Origin of the sequence: Pseudomonas sp. B21-036, from assembly GCF_024748925.1 — a bacterium.
Lineage (GTDB): Bacteria > Pseudomonadota > Gammaproteobacteria > Pseudomonadales > Pseudomonadaceae > Aquipseudomonas > Aquipseudomonas palmensis.
This window is the reverse complement of sequence record NZ_CP087178.1, coordinates 4,631,546-4,643,542: the sequence shown is the minus strand read 5'-3', so window position 1 is coordinate 4,643,542 and position 11,997 is coordinate 4,631,546. Positions and strand designations below refer to the sequence as shown.

General features: G+C 63.7%; 12 protein-coding genes. 6 read left to right on the top strand and 6 right to left on the bottom strand.

What is annotated here, in order from left to right; all coding sequences use genetic code 11:
* Positions 1 to 480: 480 nt before the first annotated feature.
* Positions 481 to 1,260, bottom strand: coding sequence for a peroxide stress protein YaaA (gene yaaA / locus LOY33_RS20995; RefSeq protein ID WP_258659962.1), 780 nt, complete (start codon positions 1,258 to 1,260; stop codon positions 481 to 483).
* A 132-nt stretch (positions 1,261 to 1,392) separates the two neighbouring features.
* On the opposite strand from yaaA, the gene LOY33_RS20990 reads away from it, so the two are divergent.
* The 6 genes from LOY33_RS20990 to LOY33_RS20965 all read left to right on the top strand — a co-directional run bounded on the left by LOY33_RS20990 (position 1,393) and on the right by LOY33_RS20965 (position 6,461).
* Positions 1,393 to 2,511, top strand: a complete 1,119-nt coding sequence (locus tag LOY33_RS20990; RefSeq protein WP_258659960.1) for a polysaccharide deacetylase family protein — start codon at positions 1,393 to 1,395, stop codon at positions 2,509 to 2,511.
* A gap of 337 nt (positions 2,512 to 2,848) precedes the next feature.
* The gene (locus LOY33_RS20985; protein ID WP_043861009.1) at positions 2,849 to 4,243 is read left to right on the top strand and encodes a PhoH family protein; all 1,395 of its coding nucleotides are present in this window, start codon (positions 2,849 to 2,851) and stop codon (positions 4,241 to 4,243) included.
* A 97-nt stretch (positions 4,244 to 4,340) separates the two neighbouring features.
* Positions 4,341 to 4,814: a cyclic pyranopterin monophosphate synthase MoaC gene (gene moaC, locus LOY33_RS20980; protein WP_058540865.1), complete on the top strand. Its 474-nt coding sequence runs from the start codon at positions 4,341 to 4,343 to the stop codon at positions 4,812 to 4,814.
* Positions 4,811 to 5,056: a MoaD/ThiS family protein gene (locus LOY33_RS20975; RefSeq protein ID WP_043861011.1), complete on the top strand. Its 246-nt coding sequence runs from the start codon at positions 4,811 to 4,813 to the stop codon at positions 5,054 to 5,056. Before moaC ends, LOY33_RS20975 begins: the two co-directional genes overlap by 4 nt.
* 1 nt (position 5,057) lies before the next feature.
* Positions 5,058 to 5,504 (top strand): molybdopterin synthase catalytic subunit MoaE, encoded by a 447-nt coding sequence (gene moaE, locus LOY33_RS20970; protein WP_043861012.1) that lies wholly within the window; start codon positions 5,058 to 5,060, stop codon positions 5,502 to 5,504.
* A 177-nt stretch (positions 5,505 to 5,681) separates the two neighbouring features.
* Positions 5,682 to 6,461, top strand: a complete 780-nt coding sequence (locus LOY33_RS20965) for an ABC transporter substrate-binding protein (RefSeq protein WP_258659953.1) — start codon at positions 5,682 to 5,684, stop codon at positions 6,459 to 6,461.
* 28 nt (positions 6,462 to 6,489) lie between these two features.
* Here LOY33_RS20965 and LOY33_RS20960 read toward each other — a convergent pair whose 3' ends face one another.
* The 5 genes from LOY33_RS20960 to algW all read right to left on the bottom strand — a co-directional run bounded on the left by LOY33_RS20960 (position 6,490) and on the right by algW (position 11,873).
* Positions 6,490 to 7,116, bottom strand: a complete 627-nt coding sequence (locus tag LOY33_RS20960; RefSeq protein WP_078479513.1) for a transcriptional regulator — start codon at positions 7,114 to 7,116, stop codon at positions 6,490 to 6,492.
* A 73-nt stretch (positions 7,117 to 7,189) separates the two neighbouring features.
* Positions 7,190 to 8,134: an ornithine cyclodeaminase family protein gene (locus LOY33_RS20955; RefSeq protein WP_043861015.1), complete on the bottom strand. Its 945-nt coding sequence runs from the start codon at positions 8,132 to 8,134 to the stop codon at positions 7,190 to 7,192.
* A gap of 196 nt (positions 8,135 to 8,330) precedes the next feature.
* On the bottom strand, positions 8,331 to 9,797 hold the full coding sequence (gene rhlB, locus LOY33_RS20950; protein ID WP_408980668.1) for an ATP-dependent RNA helicase RhlB: 1,467 nt from the start codon (positions 9,795 to 9,797) through the stop codon (positions 8,331 to 8,333).
* Positions 9,798 to 9,899: 102 nt separating this feature from the next.
* A complete protein-coding gene (locus LOY33_RS20945; protein WP_043861016.1) occupies positions 9,900 to 10,559 on the bottom strand; it encodes an alpha/beta hydrolase in 660 nt (219 codons plus the stop codon).
* Between the two features lie 156 nt (positions 10,560 to 10,715).
* Complete coding sequence (gene algW, locus LOY33_RS20940; RefSeq protein WP_043861017.1) at positions 10,716 to 11,873, bottom strand: Do family serine endopeptidase AlgW; 1,158 nt, start codon at positions 11,871 to 11,873, stop codon at positions 10,716 to 10,718.
* Between the last annotated feature and the right edge of the window lie 124 nt (positions 11,874 to 11,997).

The following is an 11,997-nucleotide window of genomic DNA, read 5'->3' as shown; positions in this document are numbered from 1 at the left end:
TGGACGCGTAATCTTGTCGAACAATTGCGCGGACAAAAAAGTGCTTTCAAAACTTCCTGATACTGTCCATTTGTCATGTACGTCATCTCTCACATCCATCACGAGATAATCCGTACCGGTGGTATGAGCGAGCCTCAAGGGGATAAGTTCCAGGCTCGCCCGAGTCGCCGTGAAGGATTTTTTAATATTTCAACAGTTGACGATACTTTCACTTTGATAGCACACGGCAGTTTCGTCCCGTGTCTGTAGGGCAAACTTGGAGGGGGATGTTTTTATGCCAGCATGAAAAAAAATTTCAGGATATTTCGTCAGAAAACTACGAACGGTCTTATGACGTTTGGCGATAGGGCTAGAGGGGGTGGTTTTTTGGCGCCACGGGATTGGCGCCTGGCGGGCTGTGAGGACGCCATCGCGAGTCAAGCCCGCGCCCGCAAGGATTCAGGTGATCCCGGTGGGAGCGGGCGTGACCCGCAATGCTTTCTACTCGGCCGGGTGGTCGCGCAGGAACACCAGGTTGTCCGGTTTGGACTGCTCGGCACTGTAGTAGTAGCCCTGCACGTCGAACTGCTTGAGCCGCTCGGGGTCGTCGATGCGCTCCTGGGTCACGAAGCGGGTCATCATGCCCCGCGCCTTCTTGGCATAGAAGCTGATGATCTTGTACTGGCCATTCTTGAAGTCGCGAAACTCGGTGTTGATCACCCGCGCCTTCAACGCGCTGCGCTTGACCGCCGAGAAGTACTCGTTGCTGGCCAGGTTCAGCAGCAGGTCGTCGCCTTGCTCGGCCAGCGCCTGGTTCAGCCACTCGCTGATGCGCGTGCCCCAGAAGGCGTAGAGGTCCTTGCCGCGGGCGTTGGCCAGCTTGGTGCCCATCTCCAGCCGGTAGGGCTGCATCAGGTCCAGCGGACGCAGCAGGCCGTACAGCCCCGACAGCATGCGCAGGTGCTGCTGGGCATAGGTTAAGTCGTCTTCGCTCAGGCTCTGTGCATCCAGGCCGGTGTACACGTCGCCCTTGAACGCCAGCAGCGCCTGCTTGGCGTTGGCCGGGGTGAAGTTCGGGGTCCAGCTGCCGAAGCGCGCGGCATTGAGGCCGGCCAGCTTGTCCGAGAGGTGCATCAGGTCGCTGATCTGCTGCGGCGAAAGTTCGCGCAGTTGCAGGATCAGTTCCTGGGAGTCGTCCAGGTATTGCGGCAGGGTGTGCCGCTGGGTAACGGGCGGGGTGTCGTAATCGAGGGTCTTGGCGGGTGAGATCACCGTCAGCATGAGGTCGGCTCCTTGAATCGTGGCGTCGATTCTACGGGCGGGGGGCGCCGATCTCCAGCTATCGCGCCAATAGCCAAGACCCTGGCGGCGCTTGGCGCTATAGTGCGCGGCGAGAAAATGGAGAGTGTGATCGTGCGCATAGCCCTTCTTTTACTGGCCGGCCTGCTGAGCACGCTGGTGCACGCTGCCCCGATCGAGCTGGCCCGGTTCGACCGCAGCGTGTGGCCCGAACAACTCGACAGCCCGGCCCTGTTCGATGTGGCCTCGCGTGCCGAAATCCTCAGCTTTGCCCGCGTGCTGTATGACAGCGAGGCCCTGAGCGAGGCGCAGCTGGCCGAGCGCCTGAACCTTCGCCAGGTCAACCTGGTGACGCTGAATGCCTTGCGTCAGCGCCTGTGGCAGCGGCTGTGGCGCAACTATGACCTGGCCCAGCAGAGCTGCGAGCAGGACGCCTCGTTCTGTTACGCCATCGACAGCCTGCCGGACCTGCGCCAGCAGGCGGGCAAGTTCAGTGTTGAAGACGATTCGTTCTACGCCGGTTGGGCGCAGCCAAGCCGACGTTTTCACGAGTACTACCTGAACGAGCAGTTGCGCAAGGCGGCGCTGTTTACCCAGACCTCCAGCGAGGTGGAGCGGTTTTCCGACCAGGAGCGCGATGGCCAGGCACTCAACGACCGGCTGTTCGTGCTCAGCTTCGATGGCGGCCCGGGGCCGGCTACCGAGGCGCTGACCGACTACCTGCGCCGGCAGAAGCTTGGCGGGCTGTTCTTCGTGGTGGGCAAGAACCTGCAGGCGCGCCGCGACCAGACCTCGGCCGCAGCGCTGCAACAACTGTATGCCGGGCAGTGCGTGGGGCTGCAGGGCTGGCAGTACAGCTCGCATGCGCAGTGGACCGGCTGGCAGGACTCGGTGGTCTCCAGCCGGGCATTGGTACAGAGCAGCCTGCCCGAGGCATTCGTGCCGCTGTTTCGCCCGCCCTACGGGCAGCGCCGCGCCGACAGTGCAGCGTTTTTTGCCGGCCAGCAGCTGCAGGTGATGTTGTGGGATATCGACGCCCAGGACCAGGCTGGGTTGAATGCCGAGCAGTCGGCGCAGCGGGTGCTGAGCCTGATGCTGCTGTGGCGCCGCGGGGTGATCCAGTTTCATGACGGCCAGCCCAGGGCCCAGGCGGCGATCGACTGGTTGCTGCAGCACACGGCCCAGAGCGGGATTGGCTGGGGCAACTGCCGGGAATTTGCCGAAACCCCGTAATCGCTGGGCGCGGCGGCACCCGGCGGAAAAAATCGCCAGGCGTTCATCGGGGTTTGATCATTAACTGTAGTGGTGCTTGCGGCTCACGCCAAGGGCTTGACCGCACAACGAAAAATAAACTTCAAAAAAACGTAAAAACGCTTTTTATCGTCACGGGTTTTGCGGTATCAAGAAGTCAGACCGCCGAACCCTGCAGCACAGGTGGCGTACTAATGGCCCCTCCTTTGTTCGCAGCTTCCCTACCGTAACGACGCGGCCAGGGGGAGACCGGCGGTCACTTCGCGGCGCAGCACCGCCCAGGTATTGCGTCGTCTGGCCCCTACAAAGGTGACCGAGTATGGATGATCAAGGACGTAACGTTTCTTCCAACCAGCCAATCCTTTACGTGCTCGATACCAATGTTCTGATTCACGATCCGAACGCCTTGCTGAATTTCGAGGAACACCACGTCGCGCTGCCGATGACCGTGCTCGAGGAGCTCGACAAACTCAAGACCGGCAAACACACGATCGCCGCCGAATGCCGCCAGGCCATTCGTCTGATCGACCAGACCCTGGGCGATGCCACGCCCGAGGATGTCGAGCAGGGCGTACCGATCCAGCGCGGCAAGAGCGGCCCCAAGGGCTTCCTGTCGATCCTGATGACCCCACGCGCCGAACCCAACCGGCTGCTGCCCGAACACCTCAACGACAACATCATCATCAACCAGTTGCTCGAGCTGCGTAGCCGGCGCAAGGAACTGGACGTGGTGCTGGTGACCAAAGACATCAACATGCGCCTCAAGGCCCGCGCCTGCGGTATCGCCGCCGAGGACTACAGTACCGATCAGCTGGTCGACGACGTTTCGTTGCTGCCCAAAGGCTACCATTCGGTCAGCGGCTCGTTCTGGGACCGCGTCAACAAGGTCGAGACCCGCCAGGAGCGCGGGCGCACCTGGCACCGCGTGCAGCTGGCCGACAACCTGCCGGCGGTTCACATCAACGAGTTCATCATCGACGAGCAGGGCTTCGTCGGCTGGGTCAAGGGCATCCGTGACAGCGAGTTGCTGCTGCTCGACCTGCATCAGGAGCCACTGCTGCACCAGGAAGCCTGGGGCCTGAAACCGCGTGACATCCATCAGGGCCTGGCGCTGTTCGCCCTGCTCGACCCCGACATCCACCTGGTCAACCTCACCGGTGCCGCAGGTTCGGGCAAGACCATCCTGGCACTGGCCGCAGCCATCGAGCAGACCATGGTCAGCAAGCGCTACCGGCGCATCATCGCCACCCGCAGCGTGCAGGGGCTGGACCAGGAAATCGGCTTCCTGCCGGGCACCGAAGCGGAAAAAATGGAGCCCTGGCTGGGGGCGATCACCGACAACCTCGAAGCCTTGCACATGGACGACGAAAACACCCATGGCAGCGTCGAGTACATCCTCGAGCGCGTGCCGTTGCAGTTCAAGTCGCTCAACTACATTCGCGGTCGCAGCTTCCAGCAGAGCCTGATCCTGATCGACGAATGCCAGAACCTCACCCCGCACCAGATGAAGACCATCATCACCCGTGCCGGGGCCGGTTCCAAGGTGATCTGCCTGGGCAACCTGGCGCAGATCGACACCCCTTACCTGTCCGCCACCAGCTCGGGCCTGACCTACCTGACCGAGCGCTTCAAGGACTTCCCCAACGGCGTACACATCACCCTGCAGGGCGTGCCGCGTTCGGTCCTGGCCGAATACGCCGAATCCCACCTGTAACCCCTGCCACCGGGCGGCCTTGTGCCGCCCGGTTTTTTCCGCTGCCTAATGTTGACCCCTGGGTTTACAATCGGTGCTCCTGATCAGGAGTAACCCTGTGCTGACTCATCTCGATTCCCAAGGTCGGGCCAACATGGTCGACGTCACCGACAAAGCCGTCACCTCGCGCGAGGCGGTGGCCGAAGCGCGGGTGCGCATGCTCCCGCAAACCTTGCAGATGATTGTGGCTGGCGGCCACCCCAAGGGCGACGTGTTTGCCGTGGCGCGCATTGCCGGCATCCAGGCGGCAAAGAAGACCAGCGATCTGATCCCGCTGTGCCACCCGTTGATGCTCACCAGCGTCAAGCTCGAGCTTACTGGCGAAGGCGACGACACGGTGCATATCGTGGCGCGCTGCAAGCTGGCCGGGCAGACCGGCGTCGAGATGGAGGCCCTGACGGCCGCCAGTGTGGCGGCGCTGACGATCTACGACATGTGCAAGGCAGTGGACCGGGGCATGACCATCCACAGCGTGCGTGTGCTGGAAAAACTGGGCGGCAAGAGCGGGCACTACCAGGTGGAGGCGCCATGAACATCGACGTGGTGTATTTCGCGCGGTATCGCGAGGCGCTGGACAGCGACGGCGAACGCCTCGACGGGCCGTTCGACAGCGTCGACGATGTGCGCAAGGCCCTGCTGGCACGCGGGGAGGGGTACGCGATGCTGGGCGAGCAGAACCTGATGTGCGCGCGCAACCAGGAGTTGTGCAGGCTCGACGAGCCGGTGGCCGACGGCGACGAAGTGGCGTTCTTTCCGCCCGTGACCGGGGGCTGAGGTGGGCGTTCGAGTGCAGGCCGGCGCGTTCGACCCCGGCGCCGAGACCAATGCGATGCACGCGGCCAACGTCGGGGTGGGCGCGGTGGTGTCGTTTGTCGGCTATGTGCGCGACTTCAACGACGGTCGCGAGGTGGCGGGGATGTTCCTGGAGCATTACCCGGGCATGACCGAAAAGGCCCTGGCCAAGATCGTGCTGGAGGCCGAGCAGCGCTGGCCGTTGCTCAAGGTCGAAGTGCTGCACCGTATCGGCGCATTGCAGCCGGGCGAGCCGATCGTGTTCGTGGGGGTAGCCAGTGCGCACCGGCAGGCGGCGTTCCAGGCGTGCGACTTCGTGATGGACTATCTCAAGACCCGCGCGCCGTTCTGGAAGAAGGAGCAGACCGGCGAGGGGCCGCGCTGGGTCGAGGGGCGCCAGAGTGATGCGGACGCGGCGGGGCGTTGGTAGACGCCCCGCCGGCAAGGCTGGCTCCTGCAACGGTGCGGTGCCGCGAATCGGTTGAAAATTAATACACAAAAGTCCAGTATGGAATTATAAGTACAAAATAGTTCCAGGCTGCCTTGTGCCCGCCGCTTTTTCCTCTGTCTTGCAACACACCCCAACAACGAGCGAGAGAGACCGCTGATGAAAACCCCATCCCTGTTGGCCGCGCTGGCGTTGAGCCTGTTTGCCGCCGCCCCGTCGTTCGCCGCTGAAAAGACCCTGCGCATCGGTATCGAAGCCGCCTACCCACCGTTCGCGTTCAAGACCGCCGACGGCGCTATCAGTGGCTTCGACTACGACATCGGCAACGCCCTGTGCGCGCAGATGCAGGTCAAGTGCCAGTGGACCGAACAGGAATACGACGGCCTGATCCCGTCGCTCAAGGTCAAGAAGATCGATGCCGCCCTGTCGTCGATCACCATCACCGAAGACCGCAAGAAGTCGGTGGACTTCACCCACAAGTACTACTTCACCTCCGCACGCCTGGCCATGAAGGTCGGCAGCCAGGTCGATGACGACTTCGCCAACCTCAAGGGCAAGCGCATCGGCGTGCAGCGCGCGACCACCACCGACCGCTATGTGACTGCGGAACTGGTGCCCAAGGGCATCGAGATCGTGCGCTACACCAGCAACGAGGAAATCTTCATGGACCTGGTGGCCGGTCGCCTGGACGGTGTGTTCGCCGACACCATCCCGCTTGAACAGGGCTTCTTGGAGACGCCCAAGGGCCAGAGTTACGGGTTTGTCGGGCCAGAGCTGAAAGACCCCAAGTACGTGGGTGAGGGCGCCGGGATCGCGGTGCGCAAGGGCAACGCCGAACTGGTGGCCCAGCTGAACGCGGCCATTGACGCCATTCGCGCCAATGGCGAGTACCAGAAGATCCAGGCCAAGTACTTCAAGTCCGACATCTACGGCGACTGACCGTCGCCTGCCCGAGGCCTGAGTTCGTTCAGGCCTTGAGCTCCTTGAGGTGCTTGTACACCGTGGCCCGGCCCATGTTCAGCACGTTGGCCACGTAGTTGGCGGCGCTCTTGCCGCGAAACGCACCCTCGGCGTGCAGGGCCAGCACCAGTTCGCGCTTGTGGTCGCGATTCAGGTTGCTCAGTGCCAGCTGGCGCTCGCGCAGCCAGCTGTTGAGAAACGTGTTGATGCGCTCCTGCCAGTCATCGCGAAACAGCGCGTCGGGCTGGGCGATCAGCCGGGTGGGCGAGAGAAACAGGTCCAGCGCCGCCTTGGCGTTTTCGAACATCGAGATGTTCAGGTTGATGCACAGCACGGCCTGCGGCTTGCCCTGGGCGTCGCGCAGCACGGTGCTGAGCGAGCGGATCTTCTGCCCGTCCCAATTGAGCTTTTCGTAGGGGCCGATGTTGGTTTCGTCGGTACCTGCCTCGAACATGTCTTCCAGGGCCGCATCGTCGCCGATCTCGCGCTTGGACAGGTTGTTGGCGATGTAGTCGATCTTCTGGCTGCGCAGGTCGTGCAGCACCACCTCGGCGTGGGGGAAGAACAGCGTGGCGATGGCGTCGGCAATCGCGCGAAAGTTGCTCAGGGCGGGGTCGTGGGGCGGTGTCGGCATGCAGGCGGGCTCCAGGCGGTGTCAGCGCCCTAGGCGAAGGGCGCTGGGAGTGTGCCGCAAACGCGGGCGGGCGTCACCCGTGCAGGCGGTACAGGGCGTTGGCCAGGGCGATGTCTTCCAGGCCCAGGCCGATGGAGCGGAAGAAGGCATGGCGCTGGTAGGTCGGGCGCGGCGCCTGCTCGCTGAGCAACTGGGCCAGGTCGCCGATGATGGCGTCGGCCTGCCAGCCGTGCTGCTCGCTGGCGATGCGCATCTCGCCGGCAGAGCCGGGGGTGGTCAGGCGGTAGTCGCAGTACACGTCCATGTCGGTCAGGCACTCGGGCGGCACTTCGTGGGCGCGTACCGCGTTGGTGCTGATCGAGGTGATCAGGGCCGGCTTGCTCAGCTGGCGCGGGTCGATCACAGGCTTTGCCGACGAGGTGCACAGCATGATCACGTCGGCGTCGTGCAGTGCTGATTGCAGGTCGTCCACCAGGCTCAGGCGCGGGTCGAGTGCACCGAGGGCTTCGCGCTGCTCGGCGCTTTTATCCTTGAGGCCTGGCGAGTGCAGGCGGATGTCCTGCCAGTCGCGCACGCCGCGTACATAGTGCAGGTGGGCCTGGGCGATGGGGCCGCTGCCGATCACGGTCAGGCGCCTGGCGCTGGTGGGGGCCAGGGCGTCGACCGCGACGGCGGTGGTGGCAGCGGTGCGTGCGGTGGTCAGTTCGCCGGCGTCGCACAATAGCAGTGGCTGGCCGCTGTCCATGGACATCAGCAATGTCCAGGCGGTGATCAGCGGCGCGCCTTCGCGCACGATGTAGGGCGAGGTCTTGACGCCGTAGACGCGGTCTTCGGCGAGCACCCCGCCGTAGTTGATGAAGTCGCCCCTGCCGGCCGGGAACTCCACCAGCTGTTGCGGCGGCTGCACGGCCTGGCCGGCGGCCAGGTCACGGAACAGCTTGCGCAGGATCTGCGGCACGTCCACCTGCGCGAGCAGTTGGCGGGCCAGGGGCTGGTCGATCACGCGTGGGGTAGACATGCGGCGCTCCATTTGAACTATTTTGTCTATTATGGACAAATAGTTTAATTGCGCCAACCCTATCGCGGCTCGAGCCCGCCCCCACAATCATTACTGTGGTCGCTGCGGGAGCGGGCTTGACCCGCGATGAGCCAGCCCGGTCAGCGCAAAAAAAAACGCAGCCGGCGAGGGCTGCGTTTTCTGTCCATCAATCGACTCAGTGATGCTTGCGCGCCACCGGCTTGAGCAGCTCGGTCGGCGGGGTCTCGCAACTGATCTTGCGCCCCAGCAATGCCTCGATACCCGGCAACTGGTACGAATCGTCCTCACCGGCGAAGCTGATCGACACGCCACTGGTACCCGCACGGCCGGTACGGCCGATACGGTGCACGTAGTCGTCCGGGTCTTCGGGCAGGGTGAAGTTGATCACGTGGCTGATGCCGTCGATGTGGATCCCGCGACCGGCCACATCGGTGGCCACCAGCACGGTGACCCGGCCTTCGCGGAAATTCTCCAGGGTCTTGATGCGCTTGTGCTGCGGCACATCGCCCGACAATTGCGCGGCATTCACGCCGTCACGCACCAGGCGCTCCTCGATACGGCGCACCTCGTCCTTGCGGTTGGCGAACACGATGACCCGCTCCCACTTGTTCTCCGTCACCAGGTTGTACAGCAGCTTGTACTTGTCGGCGCCGGCTACCGCATACACATGCTGCTCGACGGTTTCGCTGGCAACGTTCTCCGGCTCGATCTCGACGATGGCCGGGTCGGTGGTCCACTGTTGCGCCAGGTTCATCACGTCTTCGGTGAAGGTGGCCGAGAACAGCAGCGTCTGGCGCTCGCTCTTGGGCGGGGTCTGGCGGATGATCTGGCGAACCTGCGGGATGAAGCCCATGTCGAGCATGCGGTCGGCTTCGTCCAGCACCAGCACCTCGACCATGTCCAGGTGCGCTTCGCCGCGCTGGTTGAAGTCCAGCAGGCGACCCGGGGTGGCCACCAGGATGTCGCAGTGGCGTGCCTCAAGGGCCTTGAGCTGCTTGTCGAAGTCCATGCCACCGACGAACGTCATCACGTTCAGGCCGGTGTACTTGGTCAGCTCGGCGGCGTCCTTGGCGATCTGCACCACCAGTTCGCGGGTAGGGGCAATGATCAGCGCCCGCGGCTCGCCCATGTAGCGCTCTTTGGGCGGCGGGGTCTGTTGCAGCTGGCTGATGATCGAGATCAGGAACGCGGCGGTCTTGCCGGTGCCGGTCTGGGCCCGGCCGATCGCATCCTTGCCACGCAGGGTGAAGCCCAGTACTTCGGCCTGGATCGGCGTGCAGTACGGGAAACCCAGGTCGTGGATGGCATGCATCAGCTCGGGCGAGAGCTTGAAGTCGTGGAAGCGGGTCTTGCCCTCTTGCGGTTCCACCACAAAGTCTTCCAGTTTCCAGGTGCTGGCCTGGGGTTTTGGCTTGCGCTCGCGGCGCGGCTTGGCCTCGACCGGTTTGCTCGCCGGTTGCTCCAGGGGTTTTTCCGCCGGCTTTTCGGCGCGCGCTGGCGCGGCGGCTTCGGTCTGAGCCTTGAGCGGCGTGGCGGGAGCCGGGGCCTTGGGTGCTGCGGGCGGCTGCACGGTAGCAACGCTTTCGGTGGCGAGTTGCTCAACCTCGCTCTTTCCGAACATCTTCTTGAGTGCTTTGAGCACGGTCATCTCATCAATTGGTTAAGGAATGTACGCCGGCCAGTGTAATGCAAGATTCGGGCGCGGCGTAGTGGATTGCTCCGACAACTACAGGCAAGGCGTTTTTTAGCGCAGCCGCTCGATCAGCCACGCGCCGATGTCCTGGATTTCCTCGGGCAGCACGGCGTGTTCCATCGGGTATTCCTTCCACTGCACGGTGACGCCCCAGCTGTTCAGGTACTCGAAGGCGGCACGCCCCATGGACGGGATGACCACCGGGTCGTACACGCCGTGCAGGCACAGCGCGGGAATGCGCTGCTGGCTGGCGCTGAGCACGGTGCTGTCGGTGAAGGTCGGGGCGTAGGTGGAAAGGGCCATTACCCCGCCCAGCGTCTCCTGCCACTTTACATAGGCGGTGTGCAGAACCACTGCACCGCCCTGGGAGAAGCCGGCCAGGATGATGCGCGACAGGGCGACGCCCTTGGCCTGTTCCTGCTTGATCAGGTCGATGACCGCCTGTGCCGAGGCGTCGAGTTGCGCTTCGTCGATGGCGCGTGCACCCGGCGTCAGCGCCTTGATGTCGTACCAGCTGGGCATGGCGTAGCCATTGTTGATGGTGACCGGCTGGGTGGGTGCCTGCGGCATCACGAAGCGCGTGCTCAGCAGCACTTCCTGCAGGGCTTCGGCCACCGGCATGAAGTCGTAGCGGTCGGCGCCCAGGCCATGCAGCCAGATGACACAGGCGTCGGCGGTTTTCTGGGGTTCGAGAATCAGGGGATTGGTCATGACTGCTCCGAAAAAGTGCACGCAGGCCGGGGTGCGTGCTTGAAGAAAGGCATCGCTGGCGTTGCGTGCAAGGCTGTCACAGAACAGTCGGTTGTGCCAATCACCCGCCGCACGCAGTGCTGCGCCGATGCGGCGTCAGGCCGGCGCGGCCAGGGGTCAGTCCTCTTCCTTGGGCGCGGGTGCAGGCGGTGGACGCAGGCCGATCTCGGCGATCAGCTTCAGCGGCTTGCCGTTGCGCACCACTTCGATGGCCACCTTGTCGTTGGGCTTGATCCGCGCCACCTGGTTCATCGAGCGCCGGCCATCGCCGGCCGGTTCGCCGTTGATGCTCAGAATCACGTCACCCAGCTGCAGGCCGGCCTTCTGCGCCGGACCGTCGCGGAAGATGCCCGCCACCACGATGCCTGGCCGGCCCTGCATACCGAACGACTCGGCCAGCTCCTGGCTCAGCGGTTGCACCTCGATGCCCAGCCAGCCGCGAATCACCTGGCCATGCTCGATGATCGACTTCATCACCTCCAGCGCCAGCTTGGTGGGGATGGCGAAGCCGATGCCCTGCGAGCCGCCGGACTTGGAGAAGATCGCGGTGTTGATGCCGGTCAGGTTGCCATTGGCATCTACCAGCGCGCCACCGGAGTTGCCCGGGTTGATGGCCGCGTCGGTCTGGATGAAGTCTTCGTAGTTGTTCAGGCCCAGCTGGTTGCGCCCGGTGGCGCTGATGATGCCCATGGTCACCGTCTGGCCGACGCCGAACGGGTTGCCGATGGCCAGCGCCACATCACCGATGTGGATGTTGTCCGAGCGCCCGATGGTGATCGAGGGCAGGTTCTTGAGGTCGATCTTGAGCACGGCCAGGTCGGTTTCCGGGTCGCTGCCGATCACCCGTGCCAGGGTCTCGCGGCCGTCCTTGAGCGCCACCACGATCTGGTCGGCGCCGGAGGTCACGTGGTTGTTGGTCAGCAGGTAGCCCTCCGGGCTCATGATCACCGCCGAGCCCAGGCTCGATTCCCAGCGCCGCTGCTTGGGCAGGTTGTCACCGAAGAAGCGGCGGAACTGCGGGTCTTCGAACAGCGGGTGCGCGGTCTTGTTGACCACCTTGGTGGTGTACAGGTTGGCCACTGCGGGGGCCGCATTGCTCACCGCATCGGCATACGACACGGGGCCCTGCATCAGCCGCGTGGTCTGCGGCGCCTGCTGCAGGTTGACGTCCTGGCTGGGCAGGCCGACCCATTGGGGAAATTGCTGGATGACCAGCAGGGCGATCAGTACGCCGGTGACCAGTGGCCAGGCAAAGTAACGCAGAGCCTTGAACATGAGATGGATCCTGGGAGGTGGCCAGAGCCGATGCCGCAGTGGGGAGTAGATGAACGCGCGCGATCATACTGCGGCAAGGCCCGTGCAGGAACTGCTAAATCACGTCGAGCCATGACGGTCATGG

Bases quoted from the DNA above. Each gene is read 5' to 3' on its own strand.
- yaaA (WP_258659962.1), bottom strand. From the start codon at position 1,260: ATGCTGACGGTGATCTCACCCGCCAAGACCCTCGATTACGACACCCCG.
- LOY33_RS20985 (WP_043861009.1), top strand. From the start codon at position 2,849: ATGGATGATCAAGGACGTAACGTTTCTTCCAACCAGCCAATCCTTTAC.
- LOY33_RS20975 (WP_043861011.1), top strand. From the start codon at position 4,811: ATGAACATCGACGTGGTGTATTTCGCGCGGTATCGCGAGGCGCTGGAC.
- LOY33_RS20965 (WP_258659953.1), top strand. From the start codon at position 5,682: ATGAAAACCCCATCCCTGTTGGCCGCGCTGGCGTTGAGCCTGTTTGCC.
- LOY33_RS20960 (WP_078479513.1), bottom strand. From the start codon at position 7,116: ATGCCGACACCGCCCCACGACCCCGCCCTGAGCAACTTTCGCGCGATT.
- LOY33_RS20955 (WP_043861015.1), bottom strand. From the start codon at position 8,134: ATGTCTACCCCACGCGTGATCGACCAGCCCCTGGCCCGCCAACTGCTC.
- LOY33_RS20945 (WP_043861016.1), bottom strand. From the start codon at position 10,559: ATGACCAATCCCCTGATTCTCGAACCCCAGAAAACCGCCGACGCCTGT.
- algW (WP_043861017.1), bottom strand. From the start codon at position 11,873: ATGTTCAAGGCTCTGCGTTACTTTGCCTGGCCACTGGTCACCGGCGTA.